Below are 21170 nucleotides of genomic sequence, written 5' to 3' on the forward strand. Positions count from 1 at the left end.
GATGAATATTTTAGATACTTTAGCTATCTGTATGATGGTAACGTCTTTGGCGGTTTTCGGGCTAAGAAGCCTAAAGCTATCCGTCATAGTTTACGGAGTCCAGACGCTACTATTAGTCGGGATATTTTTTACGTTGTCGTCTAAATTTAACGCCGAGCAACTATCTACGTGGGCGGTCGTGGCGTTTTTTACGAAGGTTTTATTCGTGCCGGCTATCTTGCTTTGGCTTATTAAAAATCTTGGCGTCGTACACGAAGACGAGCCTGTAGGCGGCTTTTTCGTTAGCCCAGTTATAGCTATGGGTTTTAGTTTGGCTTTGGCGATGAGTATTAATCCAATATTTTTGGAGTTTTCGCTTATTAAAGAAAAGATAATGCTACTAGCCGCGGTTTGCGTATTTATGATGGGGGTTTTCGGCTTTATGCTTAGAAACTCGTTTATCAAGCAAATTTTAGCTTATTGCCTTTTTGAAAACGGCATACATCTAAGCCTAGCGCTCATGGCTTACAACTCAAACGAGCTCGTCGAGCTTGGAATTTTAACCGACGCGATTTTTGCGGTTATCATTATGAGCGTTTTAGCGATTAGATTTTATAAAGCATACGGCAGCCTTGATACATCTAAGGCTACGAATTTAAGGGGATAGAGATGGATAGTTTAACTTTGATATTAATTTTACCGCTTCTTGGAGCGATATTGCTATTTTTCTCTCCGAAAAATTACGCTTTTTTGAGTTTGCTTCACGTAGCAGTTAGCGCGGTTACGTCTTTAGCCTTGCTATTTAACGTAAGCAAGGTTTTAACGGGCGGTACGTTTTACGCGCACGATAAATTTTTGTTTTTAGACAGCCTTGGCTGCGTATTTTTGATACTTATCGCGGTTACGGGCCTACTAGTAAATTTATACGCGACCCACTATATGAGATGGGAGCTTGAAGAGGGACATATAAATTTAAGCGCGCTTAAAAAATACTACGCGCTTAGCCACGTGTTTATCTTTACGATGAGCTTAAGCGTCATCTGTAACAACGTCGCCTTCATGTGGGCCGCGATCGAGGCTACTACGCTTTCATCGGTGTTTCTAGTCGCGATCCTGAAAGATCAAAAATCAACCGAGAGCGGTTATAAATACATAGTCCTTTGCTCTATCGGCCTAGCGTTCGCGCTTTATGCGACCGTGCTTCTTTACTCTGCGACCTTTGCGGAGATAAAAGACGGCGAAACCGCGATGCTATGGACTGGCATAATGGCAAACGCTAAAAATTTAAGCCCCGACGTCGCAAAGCTAATCTTTGTCTTTGCGCTTATCGGATTTGGTACGAAAGCCGGCCTTGCTCCTACGCACACCTGGCTTCCCGACGTTCACGCCCAAGGTCCTGCGCCTATTTCGGCTCTGCTTTCTGGCGTTTTGCTAAAGTGCGCGATGTTAGCTTTATTTAGATACTACGCTATCGCGGCTCAAGCTACGGGTATGGAGTTCGTTCAAAGCGTGATGATAGTTTCTGGTCTTATTACGCTATTTGTGGGCGGAATTTTCCTAATCAGGCAACACGACGTAAAAAGGATGTTCGCCTACCACTCTATCGTGCATATGGGCGTTATAGCTTTTGCTTTGGGAGTAGGTGGATTTTTCGGGCTATTTGCGGCTATTTTCCACTGCCTAGCTCACAGCTTTACCAAGGCTCTCGCGTTTTGCTCGACGGGCAATATCGCTAGAATTTACGGACACAAAGATATGAGCAAAATGGGCGGTATGATAAAGATAGCTCCCGTAACTACGATGATGTTTGGCGCTGCGGTTTGCTCGCTGGTAGGCGTGCCTGCGTTTGCGATATTCGTTAGCGAATTTAACGTCTTCGTCGGTGCCGTAAATAGCGGTCAATACTTTAGCGTCGCTTTATTTGCGATAGCTCTTGCCATCATCTTTATCGCAGACTTCTCGCACTTTAACTTAGCAAGCTTTGGCGAACCTAAAGCCGCGGTCGTTCACAATAAAGAGATGAGTATATTAGAAAATTTACCGCTTATCCTGCTTTGCGCTTTGATTATAATCTTTGGCGTTTGGCACGTGGATAACTTTTATACGCTGGTTGAAAACGGCGTTAAGATAATAACTGGAGAACTATTATGAGAGGCGATAAATTCGTTGAAATTTTAAAAACAAAGGTAAAGGTTCTAGAAGTAACCCGCCAAGCCGACGACCAAATCACGGTTTTAGTCGATAGAAACGACCTTCCGCTTGCGGTTAAGACCCTTTACTACGATATCGGCGGTTTCATCTCTACGATGATACCTAGCGACGAGAGGACTATAAACGGCTGTTTTGCGCTTTACTACGCTTTGTCTATGGAGGGCGGCAAGATGACGGAAGAAGACGACTTTGCCGCTGAGGATAAGTGCTTTATCACCGTTAAAACGCTAATCCCCGGCGTCGATCCGACTTTTCCGTCCGTTACGCCGCTAGTGCCTGCTTGCGTTTGGTACGAAAGAGAAGCCTACGATATGTTCGGCCTAGTAGCCGAGGGCTTGCCAGATAAGCGTAGATTGGTGCTAAGCGACGATTGGCCGGACGGCCTTTATCCGCTTAGAAAAGACGCGATGGACTACCGCTACCGCCCAGATCCCGTCGCTCACCAAGATGAGCCCGACACCGAGTTTTTATTTCCAAAAGGCGATAGCGTCATCGACGTGCCGCTTGGGCCTTTGCACGTAACTAGCGACGAACCGGGACACTTTAGGTTATTTTGCGATGGCGACGAGATTATAGATGCGGACTACCGCCTCTTTTATCAGCACCGCGGTATGGAAAAGCTAGCCGAAAACCGTATGAACTACGATCAGATGGGCTACCTTGCAGAGCGCGTCTGCGGAATTTGCGGCTACGCTCACGCGATTGCTTGTATAGAAGCGGCCGAAAAAGCTATCAGGCTTGAAGTTCCGCTAAGAGCGCAGGCTATCCGCGTGATTTGCCTTGAGATCGAGCGCCTTCACAGCCATCTTTTAAACATCGGTCTAGCTTGCGAGGTAACGGGTAACTATAACGCTTTTATGCATATCTTTAGGGTGCGCGAGTACTCTATGGAGTTAGCCCAGCTAGTAACGGGCGGCCGTAAAACCTACGGCAACGTCATCATGGGCGGACTTCGCCGCGATATGACCGATAACGAGATAAAAAAGGGCATCGAGATGATAAACAAGCTCGACGTTCAAATTTCTGAAATTTGGGACGCGGTTATGGACGATAAACGCCAAATCGCGCGCTGGAAAGGCGTAGGCGTGCTAGATAAGCAAGTAGCAAGAGACTTTAGCCCCGTAGGTCCTAATATGCGAGGCTCTGGTCTAAAGCGCGACAACCGCTACGACCACCCTTACGATTTCTTTAAAAATATCGAATTTAAAGTCTACGTAGAACACGGCGGAGACGTATTTAGTCGCGAAGTCGTTAGATATAACGAGCTAAAAGAGTCCATACATATCATCAGGCAGTGTTTGGAGCTAATGCCTCAAACGCCGATATCAATCGATCCAAAAACGATGATAAAGCCTGAAAATTTCGCCCTCGGACACGTAGAAGCTCCTCGCGGCGAAAACGTCCACTGGATCATGCAAGGTAGCGCGCAAAAGGTTTTCCGCTGGAGATGCCGCGCGGCTACGTATAACAACTGGCCTAGCCTTCGCTATCAGTTCCGCGGAAACAACATTTCAGACGCGGCGCTTATCGTCTGCTCGCTAGATCCGTGCTACTCTTGCACCGACCGCGTTACCGTAGTGGACGTAAATACCAAAAAGAGCAAAATTTTAACCGAAAAAGACCTTAAGAAATTTTGCCAAACGGGCAAAATTAGCAAAAAGGATTTAAGATGATGAAGTTATTTGACGTAACCGAAAAATACGGAAAGGCGACCTACGCCTATCCGTTTGAGCCTTATAAGGTGCCCGAAAATTTCCGCGGGCAGCCGTTTTACACCTACGAGCTTTGCATAGGCTGCGCGGCGTGCGGCGTAGCGTGCCCTAGCAACGCCATAGAGCTAAAGATGAACGAAAAGCAAGACAAGCTCGTATGGCAGTTTGACTGCGGACGATGCATATTTTGCGGACGCTGCGACGAGGTTTGTCCGACGGGCGGCGTGCGTTTAAGCCAGGGTTTCGAGCTTGCGGTTAAATTCGACAAAAGCGCGCTAATCCAGCGCGGCGAGCTAGAGATGCAAAAGTGCAAATGCTGCGGCAAACCCTATACGCCCGTTCGCCTTATCAACTATACTTTTTCAAAGCTTAGCACGGCAAATTTACTCCCCGGCAGACTAGAAGAGGCCAAAGACTATCTATATATCTGCCCGGAGTGCAAAAAAGCCCAAGCCGTAGAGCGCATAACTAAAGACGTAGAGGAGGGGATAAAATGAGCCTTTATCAAGTTCCCGAAAATATAAAAACGGCAAACGACCTAACCGCAAAGTTAGAACATCTAAAAAATATCAAACGAAGCTTTAGCGTTTACCGCATCGACTGCGGCAGCTGCAACGGCTGCGAGATAGAAATTTTCGCCGCCATCACGCCGATGTGGGACCCTGAGCGCTTCGGTTTTAAGCTCGTAGCCAATCCTCGCCACGCAGACATTTTGCTCTGCACCGGCCCGGTTACGCGCCAGATGTATTATCCGTTGCTTCGCGCCTACGAGGCCGCGCCAGATCCAAAGATCGTGGTGGCCTTTGGCGCATGCGGCAGCACGGGCGGTATCTTTTACGACGCTTATAGCGTTTGGGGCGGCATAGATAAGATTATCCCCGTAGACGTCTATATCCCGGGCTGTCCTCCGCATCCTGCTAGCGTCATATACGGCCTTGGTATGGCTCTTGGCATCATAGATCAAAAGCTGCAAAAAAGAAGCTTCGAACAAGACGACTGCAAAGCCCCCGCCGTAAAAGAGTCTATCATAGGCGATATACTTTTCGAGCGCGATTTGGAGGCCGAGGCAAAGAGGCTGATGAGCTATATCTTCGGCAGGACGCTGTTTGCTAAATATATGGACGCGGCCAAAACTTCTCCTAATATCCACGACGTAGCGGCTACTAAAAAAGTAATGCTAGAGGCTATCCATAAAGAAGAAGACCCTAGATACGCCGAGTGTATGGGGCTACTTTACAACGACGTCTATCTAAAATACGCCAAAGCAAAACGCGATACGCAAAACGCCATCGACGTTAAAAAAGAAATTTGGGATAAACGATGATACGAGTCTATAAACTCGCCCGTCGCCACATGGACGAAAACGAAAAGATGCCAAAAGAGCTAAAAGATATCAAGCTATTTTCCGTCTGCGTCGGACACGGCGTGGGGACGGTGGACTTTAGCGAAAAAACGCTTGAAATACCCGACGAGGAGTTTGAGCGTATCGTAGCTAGCGGCGGCGAATACGTCAAATTTAAGCTGGGAAATTTAAGCAAGTATTTTGAAGTGGAGATATTTAGAGAGCATGCGGCAAAGCTCATCCCCGAGCTTTGCGAATGCGAGCTAAAAAAAGAGCTTGAAAATCTGCGCGAGGGATATCTGGTGCTTAGGAAGGACTTTTGAGATGAATTTAAATGTTGTGCAGAAAATTTTAGCCGAGATAGGACATGTAGTCCATCGCAGGCTAAAATTTTCAAGCTCATTTAAAGGCGCTCAAAAGAGAAAGGAAAAGAGATGAAAAAGGCTTTACTTTGCATCGGCAATCCCATGCGCGGCGACGATGATGTAGGCAACGAAACGGGGCGGATCGTCGAGGCGAATTTGAAAGATTGGCGGGTATTTTACGGACAGGACGTACCTGAAAACGAGTTTGGCGCGCTTCGCGAATTTGCGCCTGGTATCATCGTCGTGGTAGATGCCATGAGCGGGTTTAAAGACGGCGCGATCGAGTTTTTTGATCTGAGCAACGAGCGCGACTATATCTACTCGACGCACAACTTGCCCACGCCCGTACTTTTAAGCTACCTGCGTAAAATTTGCCCCAAAACGCTATTTTTAGGCATTAGCGTTTTGCTTGAAAACGTGCTTGATTTTAAAGAGGGCTTAAGCGAAAATGCGAAAAAAAGCGCGCAAAAAGCTTACGAGCGCATTTTGGAGATAGATAAAAATTTAAAATAGGAGAAGGACATGTTAAATCCTGCAGAAACCGCGCAAGCGGTGTCAAATTCGATGGAGCATAAGGCGCATACTCCGTTAGTAAGCATTATTTTTCTAGCTATCATGGCGGGTGCGGCGATTGCTATGGGCGATATTTTCTGGGCGCACTCGACCGTGGGCATGGCTGAAAAACAGTCCATCGGTCTTGCAAATTTTATCGGCGGCATCACCTTTAGCTGCGGACTTATGATGGTCGTTTTCTACGGCGGACATCTATTTACGAGCTCGGTTTTAAGCGGCGTTAGTGCGTATGAAGGCAAGCTAAATTTAGGCAAAACCTTTAGCTACTGGGCGATCGTTTGGGTTTTTAACTTCGTCGGCGGCGCGCTAATTGCTTATATGTATTACTACTCCGGCTTACCGCTAAAATACGACGGCTATATCTTGCAGCACTTTATACCCTCAGGTATAGGCAAGGTTACCGCGCCGTTTCACGAGCTATTTATTCGCGGTATCTTTTGTAACGTGTTTGTTTGTATGTCTATCTGGACTGCGACCAGCGAGAGCAATTTAGCGGGCAAATTTTTTGCCATTATGTGGATGATCGGCGCGTTTGTCGCATGCTCGATGGAGCACTGCGTGGCAAATATGTTTATCATAACAGAAGCCATCATCGCTAAAGCTCACTATATCGCGGCAAACGGCGGAGATATCACCGCTGCGGCTACGGCTCTAGGGCACGGCATCACGGCTGAAAAACTAGAAATGCTAAACTGGGGAAATTTCATCGGTAAAAACCTAGTTCCCGTTACGCTAGGCAATATCTGCGGCGGACTTTTCTTTGTGGGACTAGTTGGATTTATGGCGAATAAATTTGATATGAAAAAGAAGTAATTTTTAATTCCCCGGCTCGGCTGGATTTCAAATAATTTTCGGCTAGGATACTCGGGTCACGGACGACCGGTCCGCTCCCGTCGTATCCGCCGCAAACTATTTAAACTACATACAATCCGTCTGGAATGTTTATCTCATATCTTGATAAATTCGTAAATTTTACTTGCCAAGACCCGTACCCTGAAAACACTAAATTTAAATTTGCGACGCTTTGCGTTAGCAAAGCAGTGTCGCCACCTCTCACGTGCAGTGGGGTTGGAGAGGGCTTGGGAGAGGAAGGGGCGACGCTTCGTAAGTAGAACCCCCCCTTCCTCTCCCGAAAAAAAGGGGCTCTTTTGCTTCGACTTTGCCTCGCCTTGTACTTAGCCGCACTTCGTTTGCTACTGTTAGGACGCACTCTCTTTGAGAGCTGCTAGCAGAGCGTATTCAAGCCCCTTCCCCTTTAACAAAAAAGCAAGATGATTTCAAGCAATGATTTCGTTTAAAGAAATTTAAATGCATGGCGTCAAATTTAAAAACCGAATTTGACGCCATAAAGATTTGTCTTGCCTCGTAAAATAAATTTAGCCCGCCAGACTCTGCGGTTTTCGGCTGCTCATCAACCGCGCCGTAGCGCTTCTGCTCGGCTTCTCGTTTGCCTCTAGCCTAGTTTAGCTAGGCAAATTCGGCTAAAATTTATTAAACGTACGCGCGAGTCGGTTGCTTATTTTGGCTGTTTAAAACTTAAATTTAAACGTCAAATTTTATGCTTACGGCGCGCGAGTTAAAACCTTTAAATTTAAAAGCAAATTTAGTCTAGCTTGGTTTGATAACTAAACGGCTGTCTAAATTTAGCCGCCGCAGCCAAAAACCGCGGTTAAAACGGGCGAATTAGCGCGCAAAATTTGCCGGGTGTCAAGAGTGTGCAGTATTTGCTAGAGCCTTACCGCGTATCTACCGCTTACAACGCTTTTTGCGGCTTTGCCGGCTCGCTAAGCTTTAGAGCGTATCTGCGCCCGCAAACTTCGCCTGCGCCCGCAGATACGAAATTTAGCGCTTTAAAGCGGCGAATTTAATCCTTAAAAATCTTCAAAAATGAGTAAACGTCGCGCACGCCATTAATGTGCTTGGCGTACCATATCGCGTGTTTTTCCTGCTCGATGTCGGTTATGATGCCCGTAAATACGACGTTGCACTGCACAACGCTCACTCTCACGCTCGTACCGCTTATTATGCTGTCTTTAAAAAGATTATTTTTTAAATTTAGCATTATGGCGAGGTTGCCTTCGCATTCGCCGCCGTCTTTGGGGAAGCGTATATACGTGTAGATTTTATTTACGCCGCTTGTATTTTTGGCTAATTCCACGAGTTTTTCTTTGTGCTCGGCGTCCGGTACGACGCCGATGAGGTAGACGTCGCCGTAAAAGCTCTCCACGTCCACGTTTAGGTTGCTAAGGCCGCTCGTGCCAAAAATTTTAGTCTGAATTTTGGTTTTTACGATTTTATCTTTGGCTATGGAGTAGATGCCCCGCTCGTCTTGGCTCACTTGATAGGCGTCGTATACGTTTATGCCCGTTAGCGGCGTCACGGTGGTGAAATACTCTAAGCATCCGCCCAAAAAAATAGCGGGAGCCAAAAACGCGAGAGCACGTAAAATTTGCCTTAAAAAGAGCCTAAAATCCATCGCGAGCCTATAAAATTTTGCCTAAATACTATAAAAATCAAACTAAAATTTATATAAATTTGGCTATAATCGCGCTCGTCATCTAAAAATGCGGAGGATAAGGCGACCTGGTGGCGTCCGCGGACTTCAAATCCGATGGCGGGGCGGTTGACCGCTTCGCGGGGAGTTCGATTCTCTCATCCTCTCGCCAAACTTCTACGTTTATTATCTTAAAACAAGCAAAATTCAGCTACAATAAGCCGTTTATGTAAAATTAATTTAAGGTTTTTCTTTTGGCTAAGTCTAATCTCGATAAAAACGCCCTTTCTTACGCCGTTTTAAGCAAGATATATATGGTAAATTTTATCGTTATCGCCGCATTAATTTGCGTGGCCGGCTTTGGCGTAAATTTGAAATTTGAAGACGTAAAAGGCGAAATTTACGCCCAGAACGCCTATTTTAGCAACTTTTTGTCCGAGCGTTTCGCGGCTGCCGATTCGGAGCTAAGGCTGATAGAAAAATACCTCGCCGCAAATGCCGCCGACGTTAAGACGGTATTTGAATTTTCTTTAAATAATAGCCCGGAATACGTCGCGTTTTTTATAGCCGATAAAAACGGCGAGATAAAATTTACGACCGATGAGAAACTAGGCGCGAAATATAAAGGTTTTTTCGCGTCTAAGCCTTGGGCGGACGCGGAAGCTGGCGAGACGCTTCGCTCTAAATTCGCCCTTGATAAAAGCGACTCCGCATCGAGATTTACCGCGATAAAGATGAGTGGCGGAGAGATTTTAGCAGTACTGATAAATTATTCTTTCATTTATGATGAATTAACCAACAACCGCGGCTTTGGCGGCGCGAAATCCTTCGTCGTCTCAGACGACGGCGAGATACTTTTTCACGGTGATACTGAGCTGGTTTTGGAGCGTAAAAAGATATTTGACGTATATGGCGCGCCTGCTGATTACCTGGACGGAGGGATAAAATTTGCGCTAAATTCGCCGCAAAAAGACGTTTATCTCGCGGCAAAAGTGCCTAACGAAGGCGTTGCGGCCGTGTCTTATTATCCGTTAAGCAAGCTCGTGCGCGAAAATTTAATTTTTCTGCTAGTTTGCGGCGTATTTTTGGGTGCTGGTTCGCTCTTTACGCTATTTTACGCTAAATTTATGAAACAAAACGTCGTAAAGCCCATCTACGTCATCAAAAATCTAACGCGAAAAGCAAGGCGCGGCGAGGAGATAAGCGGGTATTTAAAATTCGGCGAGATAGATGATTTTGAGCAGATAGCAAGCGACGTAAAGAGCCTTTTTGACGAGCGCGAGGCGAGCAAGGCGGCTCTTGAGAGATACTCGAGTAAGTTTGGATTTTTGTTTGAAAAAGGGCCTTTTATCTTGCTTTTAATCGACGCAAAAAGCGGCGAGATACTGGAAGCTAGCGCGAAGGCTTGCGAATTTTACGGACTTAGCGCGGAGGAGATAAAGGGTAAAAATTTAACCCTGCTAAACGCGCCGGATTTAGCTCAAATTAAAATTTTGCAAGAAGACGGCGCGCAAATTTACGAAACGAGCCGTATCGCGGCGGACGGCCAGACTAGACAAATACGCATCCGCAAACAAAACTACGAGCTTAGCTGCGGCGAAAAGATCGGCTTTTGCGTGATAGAAGATATCACGCAAAGCGACGCTTTAAAGAAAAACGCGGTGAAGGAAGATTTGATGAGCGAGCATTCGCCGGCATTTAGCGTCGCGTGGAAAGGCGGGCTAGTAGGCGCGGTATCGGGCGTCTCGCATAGCGTCAAGCGCGTTTTGGGCTATAAACCAGCAGAGATGCTTGCTGCGGATTTTGACTTTAAAAACATCATTCATCCGGATGATTTGGATAAATTTTTAAACGAATTTAATATCAAATTTAGGCTCTACGGCGCGAATTTGCGCAAAAAGGAGTTTGAGAGCTTGCAGCCTTGCAGGCTGATGAGGAAAAATTTAGAGAGCGTAAAGTGCGATATTTTCGTCAAATTTATCTCGCAAGACGGCAAAAATATCGACGAGGCGATCGGATATTTTATCGAATGCGAGTTGTCGCGAAATCTAATCTCGCTACAAGGCGCGGCGTCTAGTTTATCAAGCGGACAAGGCTTGCGCGGCGAGGCGATTTTGCGCCTTTTGGCAAACTCTAGCGAGGGCGTGGCTACGGTCTTGCTAGACGGGACTTTTGCCGGCGTAAACGACGCTTTTTGTAAAGTATCCGGATACGAGAAGAGCGAGGCCGTCGGCAAGCCGTCGAATTTATTAAAGTCCGGCGTACACGACGCTAAATTTTACGAAAATATGTGGCAAAGCCTGCTAAAAAACGGCTTTTATAGCGGAGAGGTTTATAATAAGCGCAAAAACGGCGAAATTTATCTAGAGCGGCTTAGCATCGTTACGATTTTTGAGGGCGGCAAGCCCGCGTATTTCGTCGCGGCGTTTCACGAGCTACCGTGGAGAGAGCCTGGAACGACCGAAACGAATCAAAAGCAAAGGAGCAAGAGTGAGCGAATTTGACGCAAACGTTTATGAGCACGAGATACCGAGCGGCACGAGGCTGTATTTCGGGCAAAGCGCGAAACTAAAAAGAAAGATCGAGCGCGCGGCGAGCGAAATTTTAGAAAAAAATGGATTTCACGAGATCGTGACGCCGTTTTTCTCGTATCATCAGCATCTAAGCGTGCAGCCCACGGCTCTGGTGCGCTTTAGCGATCACGAAAATCATCAAATCAGTCTGCGCGCCGATAGTACCGTGGACGTCGTGCGTATCGTGCTTAGGCGCCTAAAAGACACCGAGCCTAAACGCTGGTTTTACATCCAGCCCGTTTTTAAGTACCCCAGCGCCGAAATTTATCAAATCGGCGCCGAGCTAATCGGCGAGAGCGATCTGGCTACTAGCGTCAAGATCGCAAAGGAGCTTTTTGAGTCGTTTGATCTAGCGCCCGTGCTACAAATCAGCCACATCGCGATCCCGCAGATCGTGTGCAGGCTCTTAAATTTGCCTATTTCGATATTTGAGCACGGCGAGATCGAAAAAATCCTAAATCAAAACGAAGAGTGGCTAAAAAGGCTAGCCTTCGTAAATACGGTGGGCGACATCGACGAGATTTTGCCGCTGGTTCCAAACGAGATAAAAACCGCGCTACTTGAGATAAAAGAGCTGGCGCAGGCGGTAAAATATGAAAATTTAAGAATTGTTCCGTTATATTATTCAAAGATGAGGTATTACGATAAGCTGTTTTTTAGATTTTTAGACGGCAACGCCGTGCTAAGCGGCGGCGGAAACTACGAGATGGAAGGTATCAAAAGCAGCGGATTTGGCGTATATACCGACGCGTTAATCGAAAATTTAGATCAAAAGGAGAGAGTATGAGCAAGGCTGACGTGATAGTGGGCGTGCAGTGGGGAGACGAAGGCAAGGGCAAGATCGTAGATCTGCTAAGCGGCGGTTACGATATGGTGTGTAGGTGTCAAGGCGGGCACAACGCGGGCCACACGATCGTCGTAGAAGGCAAGAAAATCGCGCTGCATCAGGTTCCTTCGGGCATACTTCATAAAAATATAATCAACATCATCGGCAACGGCGTCGTGCTCTGCCCGGCCGAGATAATCGAAGAACTAAAGCAGTTTGGAGACGTTTGGGGGCGGCTATTTATCAGCGACAAGGCGCATTTAAATTTGCCCTATCACGCGCAAATAGACCAAGCCAAAGAAAAGGCCAAAGGCGCACACGCTATCGGCACGACTGGCAAGGGCATAGGGCCTGCGTATAGCGACAAAATCAGCCGCAGCGGACACCGCGTAGGGGAGCTAAAAAATCCCGAAAAGCTTTGCGACGCGATTTTGGCGGATTTTGCGGCAAATAAAGCGTTTTTAGACGTTTTAGGCGTAAAAGCGCCTGCTCGCGAGGAGCTTTTGGGCGAGCTAAAGAGCTACGAGGCTGCGCTGGGTAAATTTATCGTAGATACCACGCATATGGTGTGGGATGCGATAGACGCGGATAAGAAAATCTTGCTCGAGGGCGCACAGGGAACGCTGCTAGACATCGATCACGGTACGTATCCTTTCGTAACTAGCTCAAACACCGTAACCGCAGGCAGCTGCAGCGGTATCGGGCTAAGTCCTAAAAACGTCGGCGAGGTAATCGGCATCATCAAGGCCTACACGACTAGAGTCGGTAACGGCGCTTTCCCGACCGAAGATATGGGCGAAGACGGCGAAAAGATACGCGATATCGGACGCGAATACGGCGCTACGACGGGCAGGCCGCGCCGCACAGGCTGGTTTGACGCAGTCGGCGTGAGATATGCGGCGAGGCTTGACGGCGTGGATAAATTTGCGCTGATGAAGCTTGACGTTTTAGACGGCTTTAAAAAGGTAAAAATCTGCAAAGCCTACGAGAAAAACGGCAAGATAATCGAGTATTTCCCAAGCGATTTGGAGGGCGTAAAGCCGGTCTATGAGGAGCTTGACGGCTGGGATAAGGTAGAAGGGGCGCGTAAATTTGACGATCTACCCGCAAATGCAAAGGCCTTTATCAAACGCATCGAGGAGATCACGGGCGTAAAGGTCGGCATAGTATCTACTAGCCCGGAGCGCGAAGACACGATAGTTCGTTAAGATGAAAAGCAAATTTACGCAAATCGTAAATATAAAAAAGCGAAATTTAGACAAAATCGAGCTAAATTTGGCAAGAGCTAGAAACGAAGCGGCGATGATAGAGGGCTTCATAGCGCAGGCTGCCGAGCAAATTTCAAAATTTGAAATGCCATCAAGCGGCTCTGCGGCCGATCTGCGCGGTTCGCTGGAGCTTCTGGGCGCTATGCGGCGAGAGAAAAATCTGCTAACCGAGCGGCTGGAGCTAACGAAAAAAAACATCGCGCACCTCGAGCGGCAGTACAAAGCGGCCAATCTAGAGTACGAAAAGATGAAATACCTGCAAACGCAGGACTTTAGCGCGCAAATAGAAAAGATAAAAAAGGCCGAAGCGGCGGCTCTGGACGAGTTTGCGACGATGAATTTTACTAGGCAAAAAGAGGCGAAGGCTTGAAAAAATTTTTGATTTTACTAACTTTAAATTTATGCGTTTGGGGCTCAATCGGTACAAATGTTCAAAGCCCGGCGCAAAGTGGCTTTAAGATCCCGGTGGACTGCGTTTCGATATTCGAAACCAAAAAAGACGAGCTAAAAAGAGAGCTTGCCAAAATAGACGAGGCAAGGCAGGCTTTGGAGGCTTTTAGGGCGAGTTCGGCGGCGCTTTTTGAGGAGCGAAACGCCAAACTAGCCGCCAAAGAGGCCGAGATAAACGCGACTCTAGCCCGCGCGCAAGAGGAAAAAAAGCAGACCGAGCAGCTGATAAAGAAAAACGACGAGATCCTAAAAGAGCTAAAAACGATGACTAGCGACAAGGTCGGCGAGACCTACGGCAAGATGAAAGACCAAGCCGCCGCCGACGTGCTAAGCGCGATGGATAGGGCGGACGCGGCTAGCATCATGTACTCGCTAAGCCCTAAAAAAATCTCTGCGATAATGGCTAAAATGGAGCCTACCGCAGCGTCTGAAATCACGCTTTTGATCAAGCAAGGACCGCCCTTTATAAAGGCTGAAAAAAACGTAACGCAAGAGGTCTCTCCGACCTCGCCAGACGGCCCTGCGGGAAATCTGCTAAATTTGTAAATTTAGAGCCTTAGCCGCTCTAAATTTATCTTAGTTCGCGTCTAAATTTGACCTCAAATTTACTGCGGTCAAATTTAACGCTAAAGCCTAAATTTAACTAACATCCGGTCTTAAAAACGTCAAAATCGCTTTTATCCGCACATCAAATTTGGATTTAAGTTTTACTAAAAACAAACGCCCGCCAAAACAAAAACGCCGTGAGATTTTAGGTATTTCTTACCAAATTTTGGTTAAAATCAAGCCCAAAAAGAGAGGTAAAAATGCGTATAAAACTCCCACACACACCCTACATCGCGCACAAAATCGCTATTGATTTATTAAAGTCCGGATTCGTAAATTTAACGCGCGGAGTGGAGCCGGTAGCGGCATGCGCGAAAGAAATTTTAGATGACGATTTACAAAAAGAAAAAGCGCTTGAAGAGCGCGTAAACGAGGTGCTAGCCCAAAACGAAGACGATATGGAGAGCATGCAGGTCGATAGAAAAAATATGTTTTGGCTCGTGAAAAAAAAGCTGGCCAAAGAGTACGGCGTCATCCTTTCTTACGAAGACCGCTTTAGCAATGTTGCTCATCTCGTGCTACAAAATGCTTGGAAAAAGGGACTCATCGACTACTCGGTCTCCGAAAACCGTATCAAAAACATCATCTACGGCTCGATCGAAGAGTATCTAAAAACGTATGAAATTTTACAAGACGTGGTCATCGACAAGATCGACGGCTACAAGCGCAAGCTGATCCCGGGCACCGAGGAGTACGACATCGTATTTGAGCGGCTCTACGAGGACGAGCTAAGAAAACGAGGCATGCTGTGAGAGCTTATATCTACCTTGAAAACGGCGTTTTTTTGCAGGCGAAGGCCTTTGGCGCGGGCGGTACGGCTAGCGGCGAAATGGTCTTTAACACGAGTCTAACCGGCTATCAGGAGATCATGAGCGATCCTAGTTATGCGGGGCAGTTTATCGTCTTTACGATGCCAGAAATCGGCATAGTAGGCATAAACGAAGACGATATGGAGAGCGCCAAAATCCACGCTAGCGGCGTTTTGATGAGGGATTTTAACTCTACACCGTCAAATTTCCGCTCGCAAAAAAGCTTGGAAGAATTTTTCAAAGAGCAAGGGAAATTTGGCGTTTACGATATCGACACTAGATTTTTAACCAAGATGCTACGCGATAACGGCGCGCTTCACGCAGTTATCTCGACTGAAATTTTAGACGAAAAAGAGCTAAAAAAACTACTCGAAAACTCGCCCAAAATCTCAGAGATAAACTACGTCGCAAAGGTAAGTACGGAGCAAATTTACGCTCACGAAAACGGCGCCTGGGATCACGCGAGCAAAGCCTACTCCGCGCTAAAACCAAACGGCAAAAGGATCGCCGTCATCGACTACGGCGTGAAGCGAAACATCCTAAACGAGCTTTGCGAAACCGGCCTTGAGACGCAAATTTATCCTCACGACGTGCAAGCAGACGAGCTCATCGCTAAATTTAACAAAGGCGAGATAAACGGCGTGTTTCTCTCAAACGGCCCTGGCGAACCCAAAGCCCTAAAAAACGAGATCGCGCAGATAAAAAAACTGATCGAGGCTAGAGTGCCGATTTTTGGCATTTGCCTCGGCCATCAGCTGCTTAGCAATGCATTCGGCTTTGAGACGTACAAACTAAAATTCGGTCAGCACGGCGCAAATCACCCGGTTTTAAATTTGCAAACCAAAGCAGTCGAGATAACGGCGCAAAACCACAACTACAACGTTCCTGAGGAGATCGCGCAGGTCGCCGAGATCACGCACAGAAATCTTTTCGACGGCACGATCGAGGGCGTGAGATACAAGGATTATCCGGTATTTTCGGTGCAGCATCACCCCGAAGCTAGCGGCGGGCCGAGCGAGAGCAAATATATCTTTAAACAATTTTTAGAAATTTTATAGTTGCTAGTCGCGGTTAAATTTGAGCAAAATTTAGAGTTAAATTTGCGTGTCAAATTTAACTCTAGCACGGCTAAAATTCGCAAATGAAATTTTACGGTCAAATTTGATGAGCGGCGCGGAGTTTGTTGGGGTATTGAGCGTCGCGGCACTTAGCTCGGTAGGCCACTGCGTGGGTATGTGCGGCGGTTTTGCTATCTTGCTCGCGCGGTTTTTGAGCGGCAAAGGTAAATTTTTTAGCGCAGCGATGATAGCGGGATATAACCTGGCTAGAATTTGCGCTTATATGCTACTTGGCTTTATTTTCGGGTCGTTTGGTGGCGTATTTACGCTATCTCTTGCGGCGCGAGGCTACTTGTTTTTCGCCGTCGGCGTTTTTATGGCGGTTTTGGGCGTGGCGCTCATTAGGCGCGGAGCGCTACTTAATTTCATCGAGAAAAACGCATTTTTATCCAAAATTTTAAACGAAAAAATGAAAGCCGCGATCGCGAAAAATAGCGTGCTTGGGTTTTTGACGCTCGGGTTTTTAAACGGACTGCTGCCGTGCGGAGTGGTTTATTATTTTTTAGCTTTGGCTGTAGCTAGCGGCAGCGGGGCAAAGGGCGCAGCCATTGCAGCGACTTTTGGTGCGGTTAGCTTTTTTGCGATGAGTTTTTACGCGCTGGTTTTAAAAGCCGCCAGCGAAAAATTTAAAAAACACGCGCTAAATTTAAGCGGCGCGGCGATAATAATTTATGGAATTTACCTGGCTTTTATAGGATTTACGGCGAGCAATGGATAACATCAAAGCAAGATTTAGACAGTATCAAGAGGCTATCGAGGCTAGCAACATCGTCTCAAAGACCGATACTAACGGCACTATTACCTTCGTAAACGACGAGTTTTGTAAGATGTCGGGCTTTATGCGCGAAGAGTTAATCGGCGCAAATCACAACATCGTGCGCCATCCCGAGGTGCCAAAGGACGTTTATGCGCGGCTTTGGGAGACGATTTTAGCTAAAAAAGTGCACAAAGGCACGATAAGAAACCGCACCAAAGACGGCCGCGACGTCTATCTAAACACGACCATCATCCCGATTTTAAATTTAAGCGGGCAGATCGAGGAGTTTCTTGCGATCAGGCATGACGTGACGGACGTGATAAACCTAAACAATGAGCTTGAAAAGACGAAAAAAGAGCTGTTAAATTTAAATGAAAATCTCGAAAACAGAGTCGCCGAGCAGACGGCCAAGCTCGTAAATTTAAACCAAAATCTAGAAAATTTGGTAAAAGCCGAGATTAAAAAAAACGAGGAAAAAACTAAAATGCTCTTTTTACAGTCGCGTCTAGCCTCGATGGGCGAGATGATCGCAAACATCGCTCACCAGTGGCGCCAACCGCTAAACGAGCTTAGTATCACGCTTTTTAAACTAAAAGAGGGCGTCAAAACAAACGAGAAATTCGAGGCTGGCTACGAGCACGCAAAGCGCGTGATAAAGGGCATGTCGCAGACGATCGAGGATTTTAGGAACTTTTTTAACGTCGAGCGCGAGAAGGAGACTTTCTTGCCCTCGGCCGCGATAGAAAACGCGCTAAAGATGGTGCAGGGAACCTACGAAAAAGAGGGCATAGACGTAAATTTGGAGCTAAGAAGCGAGGGGCGAATTTACGGTTTTGAGTCGCAGCTTTGTCAGGCAGTGATCATACTGCTTTCTAACGCCAAAGATGCGCTGGCAAATAAAAAAAGCGATAAAAAAGTAACGCTAAGCCTAGAAACAAAGGATAAATTTGTTATCATAAGAGTAACGGATAACGCAGGCGGCATAAAAGAGGAGATAATGGACAAGATTTTTGAGCCGTATTTTACTACCAAGCACCCGAGCTTAGGCACGGGCATCGGATTATACATGCTAAAAAGCATAGCTAAAAATCACGGCGGAAGCGCCGGCGCTAAAAACGTAAAATTTGGAGCGGAATTTGAGATAAAGCTGCCGCTAAAGGATGAAAAATGAAAAATTTTAAAGAGCTAACGCTACTGCTAGTCGAGGACGAGGATAGTATAAGGGAGTCGATGCAAGAGGTTTTCGGCGGCGTATTTCAAAAAGTTATTTCGGCCTCAAACGGCGACGAAGGTCTTAAGAAATTTAAAAAATTTAGCCCCGATATCGTGATAGCCGATATCATGATGCCTATCATGGACGGACTTGAGATGTCAAGGCAGATAAAAGAGTTCTCAAAAAACACGCCAGTAGTGATCCTAAGCGCATATAGCGAAAAGGAAAAACTGTTAAAAGCTATCGACGTGGGCATCGATAAATACGTGATCAAGCCTATCGACATGGACGAGCTTTTCACCCTGCTAGAGCAGATCGTAAAAACCAAAATCATAGGCGCCGATATCATCGAGATTTCGGGCGGATATTCGTTTAATCAAACCAAAAAAGTGCTCGTAAAAAACGGCGTCGAGATCGCGCTAACAAAAAAAGAGCTGGCCTTTATCTCGCTTTTAGTTAAACGCATAGGTACGCTTGTTTTAACCGAGGAGATCAGAAACGTGGTGTGGTTTGGCGAAAAGGTAAACGATCCCGCCGTTAGAACATTTATCAAGCGAATACGCGATAAAGTGGGCGCCGGACTCATCAAAAACTCGCCGGGTCTTGGCTATAAAATCGAGCTGAAAAAGTAAAATTTGAAACGCAAATTTAGACCGGTTAAGCGATTTTACACTAAAAATCTAATAAAATAACAATCTAATAACAAAATAAACAAAGGAGGATATCGATGCGACTAGACAGGGCGCTAAGCTACGACTACACGGTCGCCAAGTATTTTATGTTCGCGACGATACTGTTTGGGATAGTCGGTATGAGCGTCGGCGTTTTCATAGCGTTTCAGATGGCGTATCCGGACTTAAACTATCTCGCGGGCGAATACGGCACCTTTAGCCGCCTAAGACCGCTACACACGGCGGGCGTGATATTTGGATTTATGCTTTCGGGCGTATTTGCGACATGGTACTACATCGGACAGAGGGTTTTAAAGGTCTCGATGAGCGAGTCGCCGTTTTTGATGACGGTAGGCAAGCTGCACTTTTGGATATATATGCTGGTTATGGCAGGCGGCGTATTTAGCCTACTTGCCGGCGTTAGCACGTCAAAAGAGTACGCCGAGCTAGAGTGGCCTCTAGATATCGGCGTGGTCGTGCTTTGGGTGCTTTGGGGCGTTAGTATATTCGGCCTTATCGGTATCCGCCGCGAGAGGACGCTTTACATCTCGGTTTGGTATTTTATAGCGACGTTTCTTGGCATCGCGATGCTTTATTTGTTTAACAACATGGCCGTGCCGACCAAGCTGGTTTCGGGATACGGCAACTGGTGGCACTCGGTCTCGATGTATGCCGGAGCCAACGACGCGCTAGTGCAGTGGTGGTACGGGCATAACGCCGTGGCGTTTGTATTTACCGTTCCGATAATCGCTCAAATTTACTACTTCCTCCCTAAAGAGAGCGGTCAGCCGATATTTTCTTACAAGCTTTCTATTTTCTCGTTTTGGAGCCTCATGTTCCTTTATCTTTGGGCGGGCGGACACCATCTGATCTACTCTGCGGTGCCTGACTGGATGCAGACGATGGGTTCTGTATTTTCGGTGGTTTTGATACTACCGTCCTGGGGATCTGCGATAAATATGCTTCTAACGATGCGCGGCGAGTGGCAGCAGCTTAGAGAAAATCCTCTTATCAAATTTATGATTTTAGGCTCGACGTTTTATATGTTTTCTACCCTTGAAGGGCCGATTTTAGCGATCAAGTCCGTAAATGCTCTAGCCCACTTTACCGACTGGGTGCCGGGTCACGTGCACGACGGTACGCTAGGCTGGGTCGGCTTTATGACGATGGCGGCGCTTTATCACATGACGCCTCGCGTATTTAAACGCGAAATTTACTCAAAATCCTTGATGGAAATCCAGTTTTGGATACAGACTATCGGCATAGTGCTTTACTTTTCGTCGATGTGGATCGCGGGCATCACTCAGGGTATGATGTGGAGAGCGACGGACGAATACGGAAATTTAGCCTACTCGTTTATCGATACGGTGATAAATATCGTACCGTACTACTGGATCAGAGCCGTAGGCGGACTACTCTATCTGCTTGGATTTTTTATATTTGTTTATAATATCTACAAGAGTTTTGGTGCCAAAGCGCTCGAAAAAGAGCCGCTAAGCGCGAGTCCTGCGGGCGTAAAGGAGGTTGCTAATGTTTAGTTGGTTAGAGAAAAATCCCTTCTTTTTCGCGGTTATGGTTTTTATATTTATCGCCTATGCGGGCGTGATCGAGATTTTGCCTGATTTTGCCAACAGAGCTAGGCCGCTTGAGGGAACCAAGCCGCCGACGGTTTTACAGCTTGCTGGCAAACACGTATATATGAAAGATAGCTGTAACGCCTGCCACACGCAGCAAATTCGCCCTTTTAAGGCCGAGACCGATAGATACGGCATGTATTCGCTTAGCGGCGAGTATGCGTTTGACCGCCCGCATCTTTGGGGATCAAAGAGAACCGGCCCGGATCTTTGGCGCGTGGGTAACTACCGCACCACCGACTGGCACGAAAATCATATGAAAGAGCCGACCTCCGTGGTGCCCGGTTCTATAATGCCTGCTTATAAGCATCACTTTAGCAACAACGCCGACATCGAGACGGCATACGGCGAGGCGGTAACGACGAAAAAGGTATTTGGCGTACCGTACGACGTAGAGGGCATGCCAAAACTCGGCACCTACGAGGAGGCGCAAGTAGCCGCCAAAGAAGAAGCCGCCGCTATAGTTGAAGAGATGAAGGACGAAGAGGTTAAAAAGGCCTTCGAGCGCGGAGAGATCCGCGAGATAGTGGCGCTCATCGCCTATCTAAATAGCTTAAAATAGGCAAATT

Annotated in this window: 22 protein-coding genes and 1 tRNA gene; 22 read left to right on the plus strand and 1 reads right to left on the minus strand. The window is 46.8% G+C overall.

The features are described from left to right. Position 1: 1 nt before the first annotated feature. The 9 genes from hyfE to RYL88_RS00465 all read left to right on the plus strand — a co-directional run bounded on the left by hyfE (position 2) and on the right by RYL88_RS00465 (position 7294). Positions 2 to 646, plus strand: coding sequence for a hydrogenase 4 membrane subunit (gene hyfE, locus RYL88_RS00425; RefSeq protein WP_295145302.1), 645 nt, complete (start codon positions 2 to 4; stop codon positions 644 to 646). Between the two features lie 2 nt (positions 647 to 648). Beyond that, entirely contained in the window at positions 649 to 2130 is a 1482-nt protein-coding gene (locus RYL88_RS00430; RefSeq protein WP_314988490.1) for a hydrogenase 4 subunit F, read from the plus strand. Then, positions 2127 to 3863: an NADH-quinone oxidoreductase subunit C gene (locus RYL88_RS00435; RefSeq protein ID WP_298945274.1), complete on the plus strand. Its 1737-nt coding sequence runs from the start codon at positions 2127 to 2129 to the stop codon at positions 3861 to 3863. The genes RYL88_RS00430 and RYL88_RS00435 overlap by 4 nt, the downstream gene beginning before the upstream one ends. Further along, complete coding sequence (locus RYL88_RS00440) at positions 3860 to 4399, plus strand: formate hydrogenlyase complex iron-sulfur subunit (RefSeq protein ID WP_295145296.1); 540 nt, start codon at positions 3860 to 3862, stop codon at positions 4397 to 4399. Before RYL88_RS00435 ends, RYL88_RS00440 begins: the two co-directional genes overlap by 4 nt. Then, complete coding sequence (locus tag RYL88_RS00445; protein ID WP_004322348.1) at positions 4396 to 5226, plus strand: NADH-quinone oxidoreductase subunit B family protein; 831 nt, start codon at positions 4396 to 4398, stop codon at positions 5224 to 5226. Before RYL88_RS00440 ends, RYL88_RS00445 begins: the two co-directional genes overlap by 4 nt. Next, positions 5223 to 5567 carry a formate hydrogenlyase maturation HycH family protein gene (locus RYL88_RS00450; protein ID WP_314398314.1) on the plus strand — a complete coding sequence of 115 codons (345 nt, stop codon included), beginning with the start codon at positions 5223 to 5225 and terminating at the stop codon, positions 5565 to 5567. The genes RYL88_RS00445 and RYL88_RS00450 overlap by 4 nt, the downstream gene beginning before the upstream one ends. A 111-nt stretch (positions 5568 to 5678) precedes the next feature. Next, positions 5679 to 6122, plus strand: coding sequence for a hydrogenase 3 maturation endopeptidase HyCI (locus RYL88_RS00455; RefSeq protein WP_314988492.1), 444 nt, complete (start codon positions 5679 to 5681; stop codon positions 6120 to 6122). 9 nt (positions 6123 to 6131) lie between these two features. Beyond that, positions 6132 to 6995 carry a formate/nitrite transporter family protein gene (locus RYL88_RS00460; RefSeq protein ID WP_295145292.1) on the plus strand — a complete coding sequence of 288 codons (864 nt, stop codon included), beginning with the start codon at positions 6132 to 6134 and terminating at the stop codon, positions 6993 to 6995. 125 nt (positions 6996 to 7120) lie between these two features. After that, entirely contained in the window at positions 7121 to 7294 is a 174-nt protein-coding gene (locus RYL88_RS00465) for a hypothetical protein (RefSeq protein WP_314988493.1), read from the plus strand. Between the two features lie 752 nt (positions 7295 to 8046). On the opposite strand, the gene RYL88_RS00470 is transcribed toward RYL88_RS00465, so the two are convergent. Next, positions 8047 to 8658, minus strand: coding sequence for a BON domain-containing protein (locus tag RYL88_RS00470; protein ID WP_295143985.1), 612 nt, complete (start codon positions 8656 to 8658; stop codon positions 8047 to 8049). 92 nt (positions 8659 to 8750) lie between these two features. On the opposite strand from RYL88_RS00470, the gene RYL88_RS00475 reads away from it, so the two are divergent. The 13 genes from RYL88_RS00475 to ccoO all read left to right on the plus strand — a co-directional run bounded on the left by RYL88_RS00475 (position 8751) and on the right by ccoO (position 21163). Then, a tRNA-Sec gene (locus RYL88_RS00475) sits at positions 8751 to 8848 on the plus strand. An 82-nt stretch (positions 8849 to 8930) separates the two neighbouring features. Further along, positions 8931 to 11180, plus strand: a complete 2250-nt coding sequence (locus RYL88_RS00480) for a PAS domain S-box protein (protein ID WP_314988494.1) — start codon at positions 8931 to 8933, stop codon at positions 11178 to 11180. Then, positions 11167 to 12036, plus strand: coding sequence for an ATP phosphoribosyltransferase regulatory subunit (locus RYL88_RS00485; protein WP_314988495.1), 870 nt, complete (start codon positions 11167 to 11169; stop codon positions 12034 to 12036). The genes RYL88_RS00480 and RYL88_RS00485 overlap by 14 nt, the downstream gene beginning before the upstream one ends. Continuing rightward, complete coding sequence (locus tag RYL88_RS00490; protein ID WP_314988496.1) at positions 12033 to 13283, plus strand: adenylosuccinate synthase; 1251 nt, start codon at positions 12033 to 12035, stop codon at positions 13281 to 13283. The genes RYL88_RS00485 and RYL88_RS00490 overlap by 4 nt, the downstream gene beginning before the upstream one ends. 1 nt (position 13284) lies before the next feature. Continuing rightward, positions 13285 to 13713 carry a flagellar export protein FliJ gene (locus RYL88_RS00495; RefSeq protein ID WP_314988497.1) on the plus strand — a complete coding sequence of 143 codons (429 nt, stop codon included), beginning with the start codon at positions 13285 to 13287 and terminating at the stop codon, positions 13711 to 13713. Then, the gene (locus RYL88_RS00500; protein WP_314988498.1) at positions 13710 to 14339 is read left to right on the plus strand and encodes a MotE family protein; all 630 of its coding nucleotides are present in this window, start codon (positions 13710 to 13712) and stop codon (positions 14337 to 14339) included. Before RYL88_RS00495 ends, RYL88_RS00500 begins: the two co-directional genes overlap by 4 nt. A 260-nt stretch (positions 14340 to 14599) precedes the next feature. Further along, positions 14600 to 15151: a DUF507 family protein gene (locus RYL88_RS00505; protein ID WP_295143973.1), complete on the plus strand. Its 552-nt coding sequence runs from the start codon at positions 14600 to 14602 to the stop codon at positions 15149 to 15151. Next, entirely contained in the window at positions 15148 to 16266 is a 1119-nt protein-coding gene (gene carA, locus RYL88_RS00510) for a glutamine-hydrolyzing carbamoyl-phosphate synthase small subunit (RefSeq protein WP_314988499.1), read from the plus strand. The genes RYL88_RS00505 and carA overlap by 4 nt, the downstream gene beginning before the upstream one ends. A gap of 46 nt (positions 16267 to 16312) precedes the next feature. Further along, complete coding sequence (locus RYL88_RS00515; RefSeq protein ID WP_314988500.1) at positions 16313 to 17044, plus strand: sulfite exporter TauE/SafE family protein; 732 nt, start codon at positions 16313 to 16315, stop codon at positions 17042 to 17044. Next, positions 17037 to 18254, plus strand: coding sequence for a PAS domain S-box protein (locus RYL88_RS00520; RefSeq protein ID WP_314988501.1), 1218 nt, complete (start codon positions 17037 to 17039; stop codon positions 18252 to 18254). The genes RYL88_RS00515 and RYL88_RS00520 overlap by 8 nt, the downstream gene beginning before the upstream one ends. After that, on the plus strand, positions 18251 to 18928 hold the full coding sequence (locus RYL88_RS00525) for a response regulator transcription factor (RefSeq protein WP_314988502.1): 678 nt from the start codon (positions 18251 to 18253) through the stop codon (positions 18926 to 18928). The genes RYL88_RS00520 and RYL88_RS00525 overlap by 4 nt, the downstream gene beginning before the upstream one ends. Positions 18929 to 19023: 95 nt before the next feature. Continuing rightward, complete coding sequence (gene ccoN / locus RYL88_RS00530; protein ID WP_314988503.1) at positions 19024 to 20505, plus strand: cytochrome-c oxidase, cbb3-type subunit I; 1482 nt, start codon at positions 19024 to 19026, stop codon at positions 20503 to 20505. Continuing rightward, a complete protein-coding gene (gene ccoO / locus RYL88_RS00535) occupies positions 20498 to 21163 on the plus strand; it encodes a cytochrome-c oxidase, cbb3-type subunit II (RefSeq protein WP_314988504.1) in 666 nt (221 codons plus the stop codon). Before ccoN ends, ccoO begins: the two co-directional genes overlap by 8 nt. Positions 21164 to 21170 lie beyond the last annotated feature (7 nt).

The sequence above is a fragment of the uncultured Campylobacter sp. genome (assembly GCF_963517995.1).
In the GTDB taxonomy this organism is placed as follows: Bacteria; Campylobacterota; Campylobacteria; order Campylobacterales; family Campylobacteraceae; genus Campylobacter_A.

What these genes read in the sequence shown, in the direction of transcription:
- RYL88_RS00490 (WP_314988496.1), top strand. Translation starts at nt 12,033, where the DNA reads ATGAGCAAGGCTGACGTGATAGTGGGCGTGCAGTGGGGAGACGAAGGC.
- RYL88_RS00450 (WP_314398314.1), top strand. Translation starts at nt 5,223, where the DNA reads ATGATACGAGTCTATAAACTCGCCCGTCGCCACATGGACGAAAACGAA.
- RYL88_RS00460 (WP_295145292.1), top strand. Translation starts at nt 6,132, where the DNA reads ATGTTAAATCCTGCAGAAACCGCGCAAGCGGTGTCAAATTCGATGGAG.
- ccoN (WP_314988503.1), top strand. Translation starts at nt 19,024, where the DNA reads ATGCGACTAGACAGGGCGCTAAGCTACGACTACACGGTCGCCAAGTAT.
- RYL88_RS00525 (WP_314988502.1), top strand. Translation starts at nt 18,251, where the DNA reads ATGAAAAATTTTAAAGAGCTAACGCTACTGCTAGTCGAGGACGAGGAT.
- RYL88_RS00440 (WP_295145296.1), top strand. Translation starts at nt 3,860, where the DNA reads ATGATGAAGTTATTTGACGTAACCGAAAAATACGGAAAGGCGACCTAC.
- hyfE (WP_295145302.1), top strand. Translation starts at nt 2, where the DNA reads ATGAATATTTTAGATACTTTAGCTATCTGTATGATGGTAACGTCTTTG.
- RYL88_RS00445 (WP_004322348.1), top strand. Translation starts at nt 4,396, where the DNA reads ATGAGCCTTTATCAAGTTCCCGAAAATATAAAAACGGCAAACGACCTA.
- RYL88_RS00495 (WP_314988497.1), top strand. Translation starts at nt 13,285, where the DNA reads ATGAAAAGCAAATTTACGCAAATCGTAAATATAAAAAAGCGAAATTTA.
- RYL88_RS00520 (WP_314988501.1), top strand. Translation starts at nt 17,037, where the DNA reads ATGGATAACATCAAAGCAAGATTTAGACAGTATCAAGAGGCTATCGAG.
- RYL88_RS00505 (WP_295143973.1), top strand. Translation starts at nt 14,600, where the DNA reads ATGCGTATAAAACTCCCACACACACCCTACATCGCGCACAAAATCGCT.
- RYL88_RS00430 (WP_314988490.1), top strand. Translation starts at nt 649, where the DNA reads ATGGATAGTTTAACTTTGATATTAATTTTACCGCTTCTTGGAGCGATA.
- RYL88_RS00465 (WP_314988493.1), top strand. Translation starts at nt 7,121, where the DNA reads ATGTTTATCTCATATCTTGATAAATTCGTAAATTTTACTTGCCAAGAC.
- RYL88_RS00470 (WP_295143985.1), bottom strand. Translation starts at nt 8,658, where the DNA reads ATGGATTTTAGGCTCTTTTTAAGGCAAATTTTACGTGCTCTCGCGTTT.
- ccoO (WP_314988504.1), top strand. Translation starts at nt 20,498, where the DNA reads ATGTTTAGTTGGTTAGAGAAAAATCCCTTCTTTTTCGCGGTTATGGTT.
- RYL88_RS00435 (WP_298945274.1), top strand. Translation starts at nt 2,127, where the DNA reads ATGAGAGGCGATAAATTCGTTGAAATTTTAAAAACAAAGGTAAAGGTT.
- RYL88_RS00455 (WP_314988492.1), top strand. Translation starts at nt 5,679, where the DNA reads ATGAAAAAGGCTTTACTTTGCATCGGCAATCCCATGCGCGGCGACGAT.